The organism is Dactylosporangium sp. NPDC000244, from assembly GCF_040300725.1.
Classification (GTDB): domain Bacteria; phylum Actinomycetota; class Actinomycetes; order Mycobacteriales; family Micromonosporaceae; genus Dactylosporangium.
In genome coordinates this window covers 19,716-35,674 of sequence record NZ_JBEPEH010000046.1, presented here as the reverse complement: position 1 = coordinate 35,674, position 15,959 = coordinate 19,716, and the positions used below count along the sequence as shown (strand labels likewise).

The window sequence follows — 15,959 nt, the reverse complement described above, 5'->3', positions numbered from 1 at the left end:
GCAGGAATGGCTCAGCTGCGCATCGACACGGTCGCCTGCAAAGGACACGGCTTGTGCTTCTTCGGCTGGTCACAGCTCTTCGATCTCCGCGAGGACGGCATCGCCGTCGCGCTGGTCGACCAGATCCCTCCCGACATTCGCCAGGACGTCGAGGACGCGGCGGCCGCATGCCCCGAGCGGGCCATTCTCGTCGTCGAAGAACCGTAGCGATCCCGTTGCGGCCCGTTCCTCCGACCCGACGGTCGCGTCGGCTCCCGCGAGCTTGAGCGAGGGATGACGGCGCGATAGGTTGGACCTCCAACCACCGCTCATGAGCAGCGCCTATCCGGCGAGTCGAAATGGGGCCCTCAATGAGCGGCAACGCCGGCGGTCGCGGGGTGCGTCAGTCCCGCGAACAGCCCATCCGGGATGTTGCTCGCCAGGCTCAGGCCCGGCGAGCATCTACCGCGGCGTCCCCCGATACCAGCTGCTGCGGCCCTGCCCGGCCGCCCGCGCCGGACGACGTGCGCGAGCCGGCGGACGGCCGCCCGCCGACCGGGTCCGGTCACGCGTCCCGCCGCCCTGCCAGCGTCCGCGACGCGGTGGCCGTGCCGGGCGGGTGCTATCCGATCGGCGGCGACGATCCCGACGCGAACCCGGGCGACGGCGAGGGACCGACGCGCGAGGTCACGGTCTCCGGCTTCGGCATCGGCCGGTTCGCCGTGACCAACCGGCAATTCGCCGCGTTCGTCAAAGCGACTGGTCATGTGACCGACGCCGAGCGCTACGGGTGGTCCTACGTGTTCTGGTCGCTGGTGTCCCCCGAGGCTCGGGCTGACGTGATCGACGCGCAGGTGGATGGGGCCCCGTGGTGGCGTGGCGTTCGCGGTGCCGACTGGCGCCACCCACGGGGCCGAGGCTCGAGCAACGGCTCGCTGGCGAACCATCCGGTCGTGCACGTCTCGTGGCACGATGCCGTCGCATACGCCGCCTGGGCCGGCGGCCGGTTGCCGACCGAGGCCGAATGGGAGATCGCCGCACGCGGCGGCCTGGTCGGCGCGACCTACCCCTGGGGGGGCGATCTGGCGCCAAGAGGGCGGCGGCGGTGCAACATCTGGCAAGGCGCGTTTCCCGGCTACGGACGCGGCGACCTCGACGATGTCGGCACGGTGCCCGTCGACAGCTTCGCCCCCAACGGATTCGGCCTGTACAACATGGCCGGCAACGTCTGGGAGTGGTGCGCCGACCGTTGGAGCACCACCTGGCACCGCGCCGAGAGCGCCGCCACCCGCATCGACCCGCAGGGTCCCCAGGACGGCGCCGACCACGTCGTGCGCGGCGGCTCGTACCTGTGCCACGTCTCCTACTGCAACCGCTACCGAGTCGCGGCCCGGACGCACAACAGCCCGGACTCCTCGACCGGCCACACCGGCTTTCGCTGCGCGGTCGACGTCACCGGCTGAGGGACGTCCCGCAACCCGATGTCTGTCCGTTGTGGACGATCATCGAGGATTGGGTTCTTCGGCCGGCACGCGAAGACTCGTCGCGTCAAAGGCCCATGGGAGAATCGCCGTCATGGGCTGGGGTCCATCCGGAGTCGCGACGAGCAGCTCCGCGCCTCCGTGCTCCCAGAGCAGTTGCCGGCAACGCCCGCACGGCATGAGCAGCTCGCCCTTGCCATCGACACACACGAACGCCACCAGCCGGCCGCCGCCGGAGGCGTGCAACGCCGAGACCAGACCGCACTCCGCGCACAATCCCAGTCCGTAGGAGGCGTTGGCTACATTGCAGCCGACGACGACCCGCCCGTCGTCGACGAGCGCGGCCGCGCCGACGGGGAAGTTCGTATATGGGGAATAGGCTCTGGCCATGACCGCTACGGCAGCAGCTCTCAGCGCTGCCCAGTCGATCCCGCGTACGTTCGGCGGTGTTGTATTCACTGACCGACGGTCCTTGCCGGCCCGGCCATCTGTGCTGTCGGCCTGAGGTTGATCCGGGGAATGATGGTCTCGCCATAGGCGGCCAGGGTCGCGTCTTTCGCGTCGTGCTGCAGGTACAGCGCGAACTGATCCACGCCGAGCGAGCGCAGCTGCTCCAGCCGCTCCACCTGCGCCGCCGGCGGGCCGATCAGGCAGAACCGGTCGATCACCTCGTCGGGCACGAAGTCCGTGTGCGCATTGCCCGCCTTGCCATGCGAGTTGTAGTCGTAGCCCTCGCGGCCGGCGATGTAGTCCGACAGCGCTTTGGGGACGGCGGCTCCGTCGGCGCCGTAGCGGGCGACGATGTCGGCGACGTGGTTGCCGACCATGCCGCCGAACCAGCGACACTGGTCCCGGCCCCAGGCCAACCCGCCGGCCGACCCGTCGGTGACGTACGCCGGTGCGGCCACACAGATCGTGATCGACTCCGGATCGCGGCCGGCGGACGCGGCGGCCTGGCGGACCGCCTGGATCGACCAGGCGGTGATGTCGGGGTCGGCCAGTTGCAGGATGAACCCGTCGGCGATCTCGCCGGTGAGGGCGAGCATCTTGGGGCCGTAGGCACCGACCCAGATCGGCAGCCGGGACTGCTCCCCCCAGGGAAAGCGCAGCTGGTTGCCCTTGTAGTCGGCCGTCTGCCCGTTGGCCAGTGGCCGGATCACCTCGATGGCGGCGCGCAGCTCGGCCAGCGTCACCGGCTTGCCGTTGATCACCCGCACCGCCGAGTCGCCTCGCCCGATGCCGCAGACCGTACGGTTGCCGAACATGTGGTTCAGCGTCGCGAACAGCGAGGCGGTGACCGTCCAGTCGCGGGTCGCCGGGTTGGTCACCATCGGCCCGACCATGACCCGGTGCGTGGCCGCAAGGACCTGCGAGTAGACGACGAACGGCTCCTGCCAGAGCAGATGCGAGTCGAACGTCCACACGTGCGAGAACCCGTAGTTCTCGGCCCGCTGGGCGAGGTCGACCACCCGCCACGCTGGCGGATCGTTCTGCAGCACAATCCCGAAATCCACCGGTCCTCCTAGATGAGGTTCTGCGAGAGCTCGCGCTTGACGAAGCGGCCGTGGCTCTTGGACCCGACGTAGCCGGTCTCGTCCTTGATCACGACACCGCGGGACAGGACGACGTCGACATGCCCGTCGATCTCCCAGCCCTGCCAGGCCGAGTAGTCCATGTTCATGTGGTGGGTGCGGCCCTCGCCGATGCCGATCGAGGTGTGACCGTTCGGGTCGTACACGACGACATCGGCGTCGGCGCCCGGCGCGATCACGCCCTTCCTGCCGTACAGGCCGAACATCCGGGCCGGGGTGGTGCAGCACACGTCGACCCATCGTTCGAGTGAGATCCGGCCGTCCTTGACGCCCTGGAAGAGCAGGTCCATCCGGTGCTCGACCGAGCCGATGCCGTTGGGAATCTTGGCGAAGTTGCCGATCCCCATCTCCTTCTGGTCTTTCATGCAGAACGGGCAGTGGTCGGTGGACACCGCGGTCACGTCACCGGTACGGAGGTACCGCCACAGCTCGTCCTGGTGGCCCTCGGCCCGGGCCCGCAGCGGCGTCGAGCAGACCCACTTGGCCCCTTCGAAGTCGCCCCACCGCTCGCTCTGGGCGCCGAGCTGCTCCTCCAACGACAGGTACAGGTACTGCGGGCAGGTCTCGCCGAACACGTTCTGGCCGGCGTTGCGGGCCTCGGCGATACGGGCCAGCGCTTGCTTGGCCGACACGTGCACGACGTAGAGCGGCGCGCCGGTGAGATCGGCCAGCATGACCGCCCGGTGGGTGGCCTCCTGCTCGGCCTGCCACGGCCGCGTGACGCCGTGGAAGTACGGGCCGGTCTCACCGCGTGCGAGCGCCTGCTGGACGAGCACGTCGATGGCCGAGCCGTTCTCGGCGTGCATCATGATCAGTCCGCCGTTGCGGGCCGCGGTCTGCATGGCCCGCACGATCTGGCCGTCGCTCGACAGGAACACGCCCGGGTAGGCCATGAACAGCTTGAAGCTGGTGATGCCCTCCCCGATGAGCTCGTCCATGGCCTTGAGCGACTCGTCGTTCACGTCGCCGACGATCTGGTGAAACGCGTAGTCGACCGCGCAGGAGCCGGCGGCCTTCTCGTGCCAGCGTGCGACCTGGTCCTGCACCCGCTGCCCGTGGGCCTGCACGACGAAGTCGATGATCGTGGTCGTTCCGCCCCACGCGGCCGCCCGTGAGCCCGTCTCGAAGGTGTCCGAGGCGAACGTGCCGCCGAAGGGCATCTCCATGTGGGTGTGCGCGTCGATGCCGCCGGGGATCACGTACTTGCCGGTGGCGTCGATCGTGGTCGCCGGCTCGATCCCGATGGTGTCGGCGACGCCGGGAGCCAGCAGTGCGGCGATCCGTTCGCCGTCGATGACGACATCGGTGAGGCTGCTGCCGGTGGACGACACCACGGTACCGCCCTTGATGATCACGTCAGGCATCTGGACTCCTCAGGGCATGACGGTTCGACGGTAGGAGTCCGGCCGCCGGTCGCGATAGAACTGCCAGTCGTTGCGGACCTTGGTGATCTCGTCGAGGTCGAGATCCCGGATGACGAGCTCCTCGTTGTCCTCGGAGGCGACCTCACCGACGTAGTTGCCCCGCGGGTCGACGAAGTACGACGAGCCGTAGAAGTGCGGCGCGTCCGCGCCGAACTCGTCGACCTCCTGCCCGATGCGGTTGTTGGCCGCGACGAAGTACTGGTTGGCCGCGGCCGCGGCCGGCTGCTCGAGCTGCCACAGCCGGTTGGACAGGCCCGGCTTGGTCGCCGACGGGTTGAACACGATCTGCGCGTTGTTCAGCCCCAGCTCGCGCCAGCCCTCCGGGAAGTGCCGGTCGTAGCAGATGTAGACGCCGATCCGGCCGACCGCCGTGTCGAACACCGGGTAACCCAGGTTTCCCGGCCGGAAGTAGAACTTCTCCCAGAAGTTCGGCAGGTGCGGGATGTGATGCTTGCGGTACTTGCCCAGCAGCGTGCCGTCGGCATCGATCACCGCGGCCGTGTTGTAGTACTCGCCCTCGTTGGCCACCTCGTAGATGGGCAGCACGGTCACCAGGTGCAGCTCCTTGGCCAGCGCCTGGAACCGCTCGGTCGTCGGCCCGGGGATGGGCTCGACGTACTGGTAGTACTTCTGGTCCTGCACGGCGCCGAAGTACGGACCGTAGAACAGCTCCTGGAACCCGATGACCTGCACACCCTGGCTGGCCGCCTCGCGGGCCAGTTCCTCGTGCCGGGCGATCATGGATTCCTTGTCACCCGTCCAGGCGACCTGGGTGACTGCTGCGCGTACCACGCCCATGAGTGCTCCAATGCCTATCGCGTCGGTTCGTCGTGACGAATGGTTGCTAGGACGAGCTCACGGCCGGCGTGGCTCGGTTCGTCGGCCGGGGCGATGCTGACCGCAGTCGCGAGGTCCCGCATCGCCGCGTCGAGGCGGTCAGGGGTGTCAGTACGCAGTTCGAAGAGCGGAGCGCCGCGCGTGACCGGGTCGCCGGGTTTGGCCAGGCAGATGATTCCGGCGGCCGCCTGAACGGCGTCCTCCTTCCGAGCCCGGCCGCTGCCGAGTCGCCATGCGGCACGGGCAACCTGCATCGCGTCGAGCATGTCGACGCGGCCGTCTGTTGCCGCCGTGACGCGTTCGACATGGCGCGGCGCGGGCAGTTCGGCGTCCGGATCGCCGCCCTGGGCGAGAACCATGGCCCGCCAGGTGTCCATCGCCTTGCCCGACGCCAGGACCGCGGCGGGATCGGCGTCGACGCGGGCCAGGCGCAGCATCTCGTCGGCCAACGCCAGGGTGAGCGACACGATGTCCGTCGGGCCGCCCCCGGCGAGGACGTCGAGCGCCTCGGACACTTCGACGGCATTGCCAACGGCGTGACCGAGCGGGGTGGACATGTCCGTCAACAAGGCGGAGACCCTGACGCCGTGCGCCGCACCGAGGTCGATCATGGTGTGCGCGAGCTCGGTAGCGGCCCCGACCTCTGTCATGAAGGCACCGGTGCCTACCTTCACGTCAAGCACCAGGTTGCGCGGGCCGGCGGCGATCTTCTTGCTCATGATCGACGCGGAGATCATCGGAATGGACGCCACGGTCGCGGTGGCATCGCGCAGCGCGTACAGGGCGCGATCAGCGGGCGCGAGGTCTTCCGACGCCGCGCAGATGGCTCCGCCGACGCCGTCGAGCTGTCGCACGAACTGGTCGACGGCCAGATCGGCGCGCCATCCGGGGATCGACTCCATCTTGTCCAGCGTGCCGCCGGTGTGGCCGAGGCCGCGGCCTGCCATCTGCGGGACGATGGCGCCGCATGCGGCTACGAGCGGCACGAGGATCAGGGAGATCTTGTCGCCGACGCCGCCGGTCGAGTGCTTGTCCACGGTGGGCCTCGGGAGCCGCGACAGGTCGACGCGCTTACCAGAGTTGATCATGGCGCGGGTCCACTGCGCGATCTCTCTCGGGCTCATGCCGTTGAGGTAGATCGCCATCAGCAGCGCCGCCATCTGTTCTTCCGCGACGATGCCGTTGGTGTAGGCGTCGATGGCCCAGTCGATCTGGGCATCGGTCAGTGCTCCGCCGTCGCGTTTGGTGGCGATCACATCGGTGGCGGTCAGGTCCTGCACGCGGGGCTACTCTCCTTCGACGAGATTGGCTTTACCAGCCCTGTCGGGCATACAGGCCAGCACCAGGCGGCGGGTTGTCTCTCGTGATCAGCGCTTGGAGCAGCTGGCGACTCAGACCCGTCCGCAGCGATTCGGTGCCGGCGCGGCCGACGAGGTTGTCCTGCTCGTCGGGGTCGACCTGGAGGTCGAAGAGCTGTTCGCTGCCGTCGCCGTAGACGGTGTACCGGTGTCGAGCGGTGCGCAGCGTACGAGCGAAGCCATCAGCGTCGCTGTTCCAGTGTGTTCCGTAGCTTTCGACCAGAACCGATTCCCGCCTTGGCGCGGGATGCTCCACGGAGCCGATTCGGCCGAGACTTCGGCCGTGCAGTGCGCGCAGGTCCCACCTGACGGAAGCGTCGGCGGCCTCGAATCTCGGCAGTCTCGGCTCCGCGACACCGCAGAGGTCCAGGATGGTCGGAGCGAGGTCCGTCAGTTCGACGAGGCTGTCCTCGACGGCTCCCGCGGCAATGCCCGGACCGGCGATGAGGAGCGGAACCCGAATGCACGCGTCGTAATGCCTGTTCCATTTGCCGAGGAGCCCGTGGTCGTAGAGAAGCTCTCCATGATCGCTGGTGAAGATCAGATACGTGTCATGCAGCCTGCCCGAGTCGACCAGCGCTTGCCGAAGGCGCCCGAACTGCTGGTCGAGATGGATCAGGTCCGCGAAGTAGATCTGGCGTGCGTTGCGGCCGGCCTCGTCGTAGGTGGCGCACGGACCTCGCTTCGCCGACGAGAAGATGGTCGGAGCGTTCGGGTCACTGGCCCACTCGGCGGGTACCGGCGCGGGGATGGCCGCCTCGTTGACCAACCGCAGGAGCTCTTCAGGAGCGCAGAACGGGTTGTGCGGTTGGATGTACCCGACCTGTGCGAACATCGGCTCGCCACCCGAGTGGGCGGTAATGCGCTCCACGGCTCGATCGGTGATCCACGCCGACTGCGATATTTCCGCCGGGAACGGGAGAGCGTAACTCTCGGCCGAGTCCAGCGGCCGCTCGTCGGAGGCCCACCGCCAGGCGCGCTGCACCTTCTCGATGTCTTCGCGCAGCCCGGAGAACGGTTCCGACCGCAACGCCGGGTGCATGGTCATCCAGACCGTGGCCAGCGCCGCCGGGTAGTGGAGCGGATGCGTTTCACGGACCCAGTCCAGCCATGGTCCGACGCGAACGTCCTCCGTCACATCGGTGTGGTCGAACCCGTATTGGCGGTAGTCGGGGTAGAAGGTCTCCAAGTTCGGCTGAAAGTGGAGTTTGCCGTGCAGGCTCGTCCTCCACCCCGCGCGTTGCAGTTCGCCCATGAATGTGGGTATCGCTGGATCGAGGCGATACCCACACTCGACCACACCGTGTGCTGACGACGGCAAGCCGGTGGCCAGGGACGCTCGTGCTGGGCTGCAGACCGGATTGGGCGTGAACGCGTTCCGGAACATCGTCCCGGAGTCCCGCAGCCACTCCAGGTTCGGCAGCGGGGCCGCTCCGTCGAACGCCGCTTCGAGCCACTTCGCGGCAAGTTGGTCAACGATGACGAGCAGGACATTGGGTGGCGTCGCGGACTTGTACGTCGGTGTAGGCATAGCGATATGGGCTCCTGAACTCCCTCAATCGTCGAGCGGGCGCGCACCGGCCGCCCTAGTAGCTCCCGGCGGTCGTCATGTAGCGGCGTAGCAGGGTGCTCCCGACGAGCTTCCACAGCCGGTCGAAGACGAACCCGAGGATTCCCAGGAAGAGGATTCCGACGAAGATCGCATCCGTTCGGAAGTAGATCCGCGCATTCCAGATGAGGTAGCCGAGACCGTTCTGGGTGGCGAGCGCCTCCGCCGCGACGATCACCAGGAAGGCGTTCGCCAGCGCGAGCCGCATACCGGTGAACATGAACGGGACGCTCGCCGGGATCGACACGGTCAGCACGGTCGCCAGCCGGCTCGCACCGACGCACCGAGCCGCACTGATCTTGTCCGGGGACACGGCGCCCACTCCGGCGGCGGTGTTCACGACCACCGTGAACCCGGCGGCATAGGCGACAAGGTAGACCTTCGAGACTTCGCCGATGCCGAACCAGAGAATGAACAGAGACGTGAGCGCAATCGCGGGGATGAACCGAAAGAAGTGCACGAAGGGATCGATTGCCGCACGCCCGTAAGGCGAGATGCCCGCGATGACGCCGAGCGGGAGAGCGATCGCGCAGCCCAGCAGCCAACCGAGCAGGATCCGCCGGATCGACACACCCACGGCCGACCACAGCGTTCCGTCGTCCCACAGCTCGCCGGTCGCGCGCAGCGTCTGGGCGGGAGTAGGGAGCAGCGTCGGGTCAGCGCGCACGGAAGCCAGGGTCCAGACGCCGATGAATGCGGCAACCGCTAGGATCGAGATTGCGACTCGAAGCCATCGCCGGCCCATAATTTACCCACCTCCTCCTCGATGTCCGCTTCGACTTTGCTGGCCAGCTCCACGAACTCCGGCGCGAACTCGTCCCGCGGGTAGGGCATTGCGATCTCATAGGTCGTTCTGATCGTCGACTGCGGCGGTGCCGTCATCACGGCGACCTTGGTCCCGAGCAGCACAGCCTCACGAATGTCGTGCGTCACGTAGATGACCGTGCGCGGCTCGTCCTGCCAGAGACTGACCAGCTCCCGCTGGAGCAACCGACGGGTCTGTGCGTCCAGCGCCGCGAACGGCTCGTCCATGAGCAGCACACTCGGGTTCGACGCGAGCACTCGTGCGATCTGCACCCGCTGCTTCATGCCACCGGACAGCTGATGCGGATACTTACTCGCCGCACGATGCAGACCGACCTTCCGCAGATACTGATCCACGGTCGCCGAGCGGGCGGCTCTGGGCACACGCTGCATCCGAAGCCCGTACTCGACATTGCGGCGTACGTTGAGCCACTCCATGAGTGGGGTGTCCACGCTCTGGAACACCATTGCCCTGTCCGGCCCTGGCCCTTGGACAACTCCACGACTGGTCTGCGCGTATCCCTCGGTCGGCTTCGCGATACCAGCCAGCACTCGCAGGAGTGTCGACTTCCCGCATCCGCTCGGCCCGACGATCACGAAGAACTCGTTGTCGCCTATCTCGAGGTCGAGGTGGCGCAGCACCCACTCCCCGCGCTGTTTCGGGGTGAAGTTGATGCCGACGTCACGGAATCTGATCGAAGCGTCGGCCGATGTCGGAGCGTCTGTCATGGCTCGAACCGCCGCTCAGTTCGACCATGCGGTGACACAGCCGGGCTCGACGGCCTCCATCGCACGCAGGTCGAAGTAGGACTTGAGCTCGCCCGTCGCGTTGTTGACGCCCTTGGTCGCCAGGAACGTCCGCTCCTGCTCCAACCACTTCGCCTGATCCGCGGTGAACTTGAACGAAAATCCTTCCACGGCAACCACGGGCTCGATGGCCGACACTTGCGCCTTGACAGCCTTCGCATCGATAGCGGCCGCCTGGCTGGGGTTCGCGATCGTGTAGTTGATCGCATCGCGATAGGCGGTGAGCACTCGCTTCAGGAGTTCCTGGTTGTCGGCCACCCAGCTCGCCTTGGCCACGAGATAGATTCCCTGCGACCCGGCGCCGATCACCGAGCTGTCGTCCCCGATCACTGCCAGGTTCTTGTCCGCCTTCACCTGTGCCACGCCGTCGCCCCAGACAAAGCCGGCGTCGACGTGGCCCGACTTCAGCGCGCCGACCAGCTCGAACAGCCCAGGCAGCGCGACGAGCTCAACGTCCGTCAGCTGCTGGTTCTTCACGTACTGGCGGGTGATGTTCTCCTGCGCGGTGCCCGTGACGTAGCCCATCTTCTTGCCGGCCAGTTCGCCCGGCGAGGCGATCGGCTTGCGCGCCGCGAGCTGATTGAACCCGGCCTTGGGCGACGCGATCGCCCCGACGACCTTCACGCCGGGCGACAGCGCGGACAGCATGCCGAAGTCGAGCGCCGGAGCGATGTCGGCCTGGCCGGCGATGACTGCCTTGATGCCATCAACGCCAGTCTGATAGGTCCCCGGCGTCACAGTGATGTTCTGCTTCGCGAAGTACCCCTGATCCATCGCAACCCACATCGGCAGCCCGATCACGAAGCTGTCGGTCGTGATTCGTACCGTGGCCGCCGCATTGTTGTTCGGCCCTCCCGTTGCGGATCCTCCGGATCCGCCGCCCGAACTCGAGCACGCGGCCAGCAGCATGGCAGTCGCCGCGGCAAGTGCGGCGCATAAGTTACGAATGCGGCGGTTTCGTGAGGGCACGGAAATCTCCTTCGACGTAACGGGGTTGGGCGCGCAAAGCCCGGCGCGCCGCGGGAGGTCAGGTTCGGGCGAAACTCAGGCGCACCTGTTCGGCCAGGTAGTGCGCCACCGTGTAGATCACAACGTCGCCAGTGGCCAGCAGCGACTGCTGGTGGACGCGCACCAGCGGCTGCCCTTGCTGAACACGGAACAGGTCGGCGAGGTCACCGTTCGCGGCGACCGCGTCGAGCACACCCTCCATGCGATCAACGGTGATGTTCGCCTGCTCCGCAAGCAGGTCGACAATCGTGACGTTGAGCTCGCACAGCGGCACCAGATCGATCGGTCGGTTGCGCACGACCATCGGCGCGTAGTCCCGCAGCAGGACGGCCGGCGTGTCGTCGATGCAGAAGAGTCGTTCGACGAACCACGCCTTCTCCTCCGGGCCGAGCCGAAGAGCCCTGCTGACCTCCGACGGCGGCAGTGCGGGCACCGCGGCAGCATGGGCCAGCCGCGGCGTCCGGCCGGCGTCCGCGATCACGTCGCGAATCGGCTTGATCGCGAGAAGGCTCAGCGAAACCTGCGAACCGGGCTCCCGCACGATCGTCCCAACGCCCCACCGGCGCTCGACGAGCCCGTCGAGAACCAGTTGAGCCAATGCCTCACGCACCGTGTTGCGGCTTACGCCGAGCCGAACGGCCAGATCCTTTTCGTTCGGGAGCTGAGTTCCGGGCGGAAAGTCTCGATCGATGGCTTGGCGAAGCTGCTCCGCAGCCGCGCTCGCGATCGGGCGGTACCGTGCCACGCTCATCTCCCCAGATGATGGAGGACCGGAGGTCCAACCTCTTGGCCGGAAGTCTGGCGCGTCCGATCCAGCGATGTCAACAGTCCAACCGTGCACAACTTTGTTGCGGCACAGCGCAGGCGCAGGGCAGGTCGCGACCGGTAAACGCAGTCGAATCGGTCAATCCTGTTCGAGTCGGCGACCGGCGCGGGTAACGGGCACATCGGGCGTGCGTTGGCGATGCCTCCGAACAGGTCGGATGCGAAGCGCCCCAAGCACGGGTTCCGGCTAGGAGGGCAACAGGAAGTCGGCCAGCATCAGGGCCAGGTGCAGGTAGGTCCGGTCCGCCCCGCGTTTGAGGTCGAGCCCGGTCCTGCGTTCGACCTGCGCGAGCCGGTGATACAGGCTCTGGCGATGCACGTTGAGCACCGATGCCGCCTGCCCGGCGCTCCCGGCGAAGTCGAGGTAGACCCGGGCCGTGCGCACAAGCTCCGCGTGGCGCTCGTCGCTCAGGAACGCCATCAGCTGCTCGGAGACGACCGCCTCAGCCAGGTCGTGGTCGGCGGCCGCCGAGAGGAGTTTGAGGACGCCGAGTGACGCCCACTCCGTCGGCGCGGCCGGGTCGTTGGCGCGCGCGACCCGAAGTGCCGTCAGCGCGCCCCAGCGGGACCGCCGCAGGTCTTCCAGGGCGCCGACCTGCGGGCCGATGCCCACGAACGGCGCGGTGGTCAGCGGTCGGGACCGGCGGAGGTAGCCCAGGCGCGTGAGGAGCTCGATCGAGGGCGCGGACCTCGACGGGGCCTGTGGCTTGATGCGGCCGCGCACGATGGCGCTGGCGATCGTGGGTGACTCCTGGACCCAGACGACACCGTCGCGGCGACTTTGCGCGGAGAGCGGTGTCGGGTGCTCGACGAGGAGGCAGGTGACCGGGTCGCCGACGCGCAGGTCGGACGCGAAGGCGATCTCCTTGGCGGCGGCGCGGGCCGTCATCCGGTCGCCTTCGACGAGGTCGCGGTAGAAGAGGTTCAACCGGGTCTGGCGCCGGGTCGACTGGCTCAGCAGCAGCGCGGCGATCTCGGCGATGCGGTTCGCGGCCGGCCAGTCGTGCTCCGGGATGGCCTCGTCGGGGTCCAGGAGCCAGAAGTATCCCTGGACGCGGTTGAGGTGCCGGGCGGGGATGCACAGGCGGGCCGAGATGCCCAGATCCGGGTCGGCGGGTGTACGGATCGGCGTGGTCGATGTCCGGATGCCCTGGGCGTGGAACCAGTCGCGCACCTGGCTGGTCGCCCGCCGCTCCAGGATCGAGCGCTGCCGGACACTGTCCACATCGCTCTGCCCCGAGTAGCCGAGCAGATTGAAGTCGGCGTCTTCGAGGGTGCACGGTGCGCCGAGCAGGACGGCCATCTCATCGACCAGGTCGTCCAGCTCCGTCACCAGACAAATGTAACAACCTTCGGAGCGGTGTTCGTGGCATCCGTCTCTCGTTGCGGGCGGGCCCGCCCTCCTAGTTTCTGCTGGTGGTGCCGCTGGGGGCACTTCGCACCCGAAGGAGGGCACGTGCTGGGTCCCACGTTGCTGCGGGCGTCGCGCAACCAACGGCTGCGCGGCGTGATCGAGCGGAACCCGTTGACCCGGAAGGTCGTCACGCGATTCGTGGCCGGCGAGGACCGGGACGCGGTGCTGGCTGCCGTCCACCGCCTGCACTCGCGTGGCATGACGACGACCCTGGACTTCCTCGGGGAGGACGTCAGCGACCTGGCCGGCGCCCGTCGCGTCCGGGACCAGTACCTGGCCCTGCTCGACCGGCTGCACGAGGCCGGCGACGCCGAACGGTCCGAGGTCTCCGTCAAGCTCTCCGCGGTCGGGCAGTCCATCCCGAAGGACGGCCACGGGATCGCCCTGGGGCACGCGCATCAGATCGCCGTCGCGGCGGCCGCCGCCGGTTGCCGGATGACCCTGGACATGGAGGACCACACGACGGTCGACTCCACCCTCGCGATCGGCGACGAGCTGCGGCACGAGTTCCCGCTGACGGGCAACGTGCTGCAGGCCAACCTGCGGCGGACGGCCGGCGACCTCGCCCGCCTCGCCGATTCCGGCGCCCGCGTCCGACTCGTCAAAGGCGCCTACCGAGAGCCCGAATCGGTTGCCTACCAACGCAAGCACGAGGTCGACGCCGCATACCGGCAGGGCCTGCACCAGCTGATGGCCTCCGGCTGTTACCCGATGGTCGCCACCCACGACCCGGCGATGATCCGGGCGGCGAGCGACGCCGCTGAGCAACACGGCAAGGGGCTGGACGAGTGGGAGATCCAGATGTTGTACGGCATCTCCGCCGGCCTGCAGTCCCAGCTCGCCAGGTCCGGCCACACCGTACGGATCTACATCCCGTACGGCACGGACTGGTACGGCTATTTCATGCGACGGCTCGCCGAACGGCCCGCCAACGTCGCCTTCTTCCTGCGCGCCCTCGCCCGCGGCTGACCTCCCTCTCCCCTCGACGACACCTGGAGCCCCCATGCATGCCATCACCACTCCCCCGGCTCCCAGCAACGAGCCGAACCTGACCTACGCGCCGGGCACCCCCGAACGCCAGGCCCTCCGCACGGAGATCGAGAAGCTCGAGCAGCGGCAGAAGGACCTGCATGGCTACGTCGGCGGCCGCTGGAAGGCCGGCGGCGGTGCCGAGATCAAGGTCGTCCAGCCGCACGACCACCAGCACGTGCTCGGCACGCTGCGGAACTCGACGCAGGCCGACGCCCGCGCCGCGGTCGAGGCCGCGGCCGACGCCGCGCCGGGCTGGCGCGACATGGACTTCGACGACCGGGCCGCGATCCTGCTCAAGGCCGCCGACCTGCTGGCCGGTCCGTGGCGTCAGCGCCTCAACGCCGCGACCGTACTCGGCCAGTCGAAGACGCCGTTGCAGGCCGAGATCGACTCGGCGTGCGAGCTCATCGACTTCTGGCGCTACAACGTCCACTACGCGCGGGAGATCCTCGCGGGCCAGCCGATCGCGAACAGCCCCGGCGTGTGGAACCGCACCGACCACCGCCCCCTGGAGGGCTTCGTCTACGCGATCACGCCGTTCAACTTCACCGCGATCGCCGGAAACCTGCCCACCGCCCCGGCGCTGATGGGCAACACGGTCATCTGGAAGCCCTCGCCGACCCAGCAGCTCGCCGCGTCACTGACGATGGAGCTGCTGGAGGAGGCCGGCCTGCCGCCGGGCGTCATCAACATGCTCCCCGGCGACGGGCTGCGGGTGAGCGAGGTGCTGCTCGCGCATCCGGATCTCGCGGGGATCCACTTCACCGGTTCGACGCCGCTGTTCCAGCACCTGTGGCGCGAGGTCGGCAACAACATCCACACCTACCGGTCGTATCCGCGCCTGGTCGGGGAGACCGGGGGCAAGGACTTCATCGTCGCCCACCCCTCGGCCGACCCCGAGGTGCTGCGCACCGCGATGATCCGCGGCGCGTTCGAGTTCCAGGGCCAGAAGTGCTCGGCCGCCTCGCGGGCGTACGTCGCCCGGTCGGTCTGGAAGAAGATGAGGGACTCCTTCGTCTCCGAGGTCGAGTCGATCGCGGTCGGCGATCCGACCGACTTCTCGAACTTCATGGGCGCGGTCATCGACGACCGGGCGTTCGCCAAGCACACGGCGGCGATCGAGCGCGCGAAGCAGTCCCCGACGCTCGACATCGTCGTCGGCGGCGGGCTCGACGACTCGGTGGGCTACTTCGTCAACCCGACCGTCGTCGAGGGCGGCGACCCGACCGACGAGATGTTCACGACCGAGTACTTCGGCCCGATCCTCGCCGTGCACGTCTACGAGGACGGCGACTTCGAGAAGGTCGTCCGGGGCATGGAGTCGATCGCGCCGTACGCCCTGACCGGATCCATCATCGCCCGGGACCGCCGTGCGATCGCGTGGGCGCAGCAAGAGCTCCGGTTCGCGGCCGGCAACTTCTACATCAACGACAAGCCCACCGGCGCGGTCGTCGGTCAGCAGCCGTTCGGCGGCGGCCGCGCCTCAGGCACCAACGACAAGGCCGGTGCCGCGGGCAACCTCCTCCGATGGACCAGTCCCCGGTCGATCAAGGAGACGTTCGTCCCCCCGACCGACTACCGCTACCCCTACCTGGGTGCATGAGCGGCCTGCCGGCGCCGGAACTCCTCGAACGGCAGGCGGTCGAAGATGAACCGGTTGTAGACGATCTTTCCGTCGCGGACCGTGACGCACTCGGCCGCCGGCGCGCTCTTGGCCGGGATCGTCTCGGCGTCGTACATGAGCAGGGCCGTCCTCTCGTCCCCGAACGCGGCGACCATCTCCGTGCGG

At 68.1% G+C, this 15,959-nt stretch carries 15 protein-coding genes and 1 pseudogene; 4 read left to right on the top strand and 12 right to left on the bottom strand.

Annotation, left to right across the window (positions count from 1 at the left end; translation table 11 throughout):
* The first annotated feature begins 6 nt into the window (after nt 1-6).
* Together ABT369_RS47005 and ABT369_RS47000 are read left to right on the top strand one after the other, a co-directional pair.
* A complete protein-coding gene (locus ABT369_RS47005; RefSeq protein WP_350623244.1) occupies nt 7-207 on the top strand; it encodes a ferredoxin in 201 nt (66 codons plus the stop codon).
* A 296-nt stretch (nt 208-503) separates the two neighbouring features.
* On the top strand, nt 504-1,442 hold the full coding sequence (locus ABT369_RS47000) for a formylglycine-generating enzyme family protein (RefSeq protein ID WP_502891916.1): 939 nt from the start codon (nt 504-506) through the stop codon (nt 1,440-1,442).
* Nucleotides 1,443-1,487: 45 nt separating this feature from the next.
* Here ABT369_RS47000 and ABT369_RS46995 read toward each other — a convergent pair.
* The 11 genes and pseudogenes from ABT369_RS46995 to ABT369_RS46945 all read right to left on the bottom strand — a co-directional run.
* A pseudogene (locus tag ABT369_RS46995) lies at nt 1,488-1,889 on the bottom strand (cytidine deaminase); the annotation flags it as partial.
* Between the two features lie 26 nt (nt 1,890-1,915).
* The gene (locus tag ABT369_RS46990; RefSeq protein WP_350623240.1) at nt 1,916-2,974 is read right to left on the bottom strand and encodes a TIGR03842 family LLM class F420-dependent oxidoreductase; all 1,059 of its coding nucleotides are present in this window, start codon (nt 2,972-2,974) and stop codon (nt 1,916-1,918) included.
* A gap of 8 nt (nt 2,975-2,982) precedes the next feature.
* Nucleotides 2,983-4,416 (bottom strand): dihydropyrimidinase, encoded by a 1,434-nt coding sequence (hydA, locus tag ABT369_RS46985; RefSeq protein WP_350623238.1) that lies wholly within the window; start codon nt 4,414-4,416, stop codon nt 2,983-2,985.
* Between the two features lie 9 nt (nt 4,417-4,425).
* Nucleotides 4,426-5,274 carry a nitrilase-related carbon-nitrogen hydrolase gene (locus tag ABT369_RS46980; protein ID WP_350623236.1) on the bottom strand — a complete coding sequence of 283 codons (849 nt, stop codon included), beginning with the start codon at nt 5,272-5,274 and terminating at the stop codon, nt 4,426-4,428.
* A gap of 14 nt (nt 5,275-5,288) precedes the next feature.
* Nucleotides 5,289-6,593 (bottom strand): thymidine phosphorylase, encoded by a 1,305-nt coding sequence (locus tag ABT369_RS46975; protein WP_350623234.1) that lies wholly within the window; start codon nt 6,591-6,593, stop codon nt 5,289-5,291.
* A gap of 31 nt (nt 6,594-6,624) precedes the next feature.
* On the bottom strand, nt 6,625-8,202 hold the full coding sequence (locus ABT369_RS46970) for a sulfatase family protein (RefSeq protein WP_350623232.1): 1,578 nt from the start codon (nt 8,200-8,202) through the stop codon (nt 6,625-6,627).
* 55 nt (nt 8,203-8,257) lie between these two features.
* Nucleotides 8,258-8,947: an ABC transporter permease gene (locus ABT369_RS46965; RefSeq protein ID WP_350623230.1), complete on the bottom strand. Its 690-nt coding sequence runs from the start codon at nt 8,945-8,947 to the stop codon at nt 8,258-8,260.
* Nucleotides 8,948-8,985: 38 nt separating this feature from the next.
* Entirely contained in the window at nt 8,986-9,813 is an 828-nt protein-coding gene (locus tag ABT369_RS46960; protein WP_350623228.1) for an ABC transporter ATP-binding protein, read from the bottom strand.
* A gap of 15 nt (nt 9,814-9,828) precedes the next feature.
* A complete protein-coding gene (locus tag ABT369_RS46955) occupies nt 9,829-10,860 on the bottom strand; it encodes an ABC transporter substrate-binding protein (protein ID WP_350623226.1) in 1,032 nt (343 codons plus the stop codon).
* Between the two features lie 58 nt (nt 10,861-10,918).
* On the bottom strand, nt 10,919-11,650 hold the full coding sequence (locus ABT369_RS46950) for a GntR family transcriptional regulator (RefSeq protein ID WP_350623224.1): 732 nt from the start codon (nt 11,648-11,650) through the stop codon (nt 10,919-10,921).
* A gap of 261 nt (nt 11,651-11,911) precedes the next feature.
* Nucleotides 11,912-13,057, bottom strand: coding sequence for a PucR family transcriptional regulator (locus ABT369_RS46945; RefSeq protein ID WP_350623222.1), 1,146 nt, complete (start codon nt 13,055-13,057; stop codon nt 11,912-11,914).
* 123 nt (nt 13,058-13,180) lie between these two features.
* On the opposite strand from ABT369_RS46945, the gene ABT369_RS46940 reads away from it, so the two are divergent.
* Together ABT369_RS46940 and pruA are read left to right on the top strand one after the other, a co-directional pair.
* Nucleotides 13,181-14,107, top strand: a complete 927-nt coding sequence (locus ABT369_RS46940) for a proline dehydrogenase family protein (protein ID WP_350623220.1) — start codon at nt 13,181-13,183, stop codon at nt 14,105-14,107.
* A 34-nt stretch (nt 14,108-14,141) separates the two neighbouring features.
* Nucleotides 14,142-15,773, top strand: a complete 1,632-nt coding sequence (gene pruA, locus ABT369_RS46935) for an L-glutamate gamma-semialdehyde dehydrogenase (protein WP_350623218.1) — start codon at nt 14,142-14,144, stop codon at nt 15,771-15,773.
* Here the strand turns inward: pruA and ABT369_RS46930 are convergent.
* A complete protein-coding gene (locus ABT369_RS46930; RefSeq protein WP_350623358.1) occupies nt 15,758-15,949 on the bottom strand; it encodes a hypothetical protein in 192 nt (63 codons plus the stop codon). The genes pruA and ABT369_RS46930 overlap by 16 nt on opposite strands.
* Between the last annotated feature and the right edge of the window lie 10 nt (nt 15,950-15,959).

Coding starts and splice junctions, on each gene's coding strand:
- ABT369_RS47005 (WP_350623244.1), top strand. CDS start 7: ATGGCTCAGCTGCGCATCGACACGGTCGCCTGCAAAGGACACGGCTTG.
- hydA (WP_350623238.1), bottom strand. CDS start 4,416: ATGCCTGACGTGATCATCAAGGGCGGTACCGTGGTGTCGTCCACCGGC.
- ABT369_RS46980 (WP_350623236.1), bottom strand. CDS start 5,274: ATGGGCGTGGTACGCGCAGCAGTCACCCAGGTCGCCTGGACGGGTGAC.
- ABT369_RS46970 (WP_350623232.1), bottom strand. CDS start 8,202: ATGCCTACACCGACGTACAAGTCCGCGACGCCACCCAATGTCCTGCTC.
- ABT369_RS46960 (WP_350623228.1), bottom strand. CDS start 9,813: ATGACAGACGCTCCGACATCGGCCGACGCTTCGATCAGATTCCGTGAC.
- ABT369_RS46950 (WP_350623224.1), bottom strand. CDS start 11,650: ATGAGCGTGGCACGGTACCGCCCGATCGCGAGCGCGGCTGCGGAGCAG.
- pruA (WP_350623218.1), top strand. CDS start 14,142: ATGCATGCCATCACCACTCCCCCGGCTCCCAGCAACGAGCCGAACCTG.
- ABT369_RS46930 (WP_350623358.1), bottom strand. CDS start 15,949: ATGGTCGCCGCGTTCGGGGACGAGAGGACGGCCCTGCTCATGTACGAC.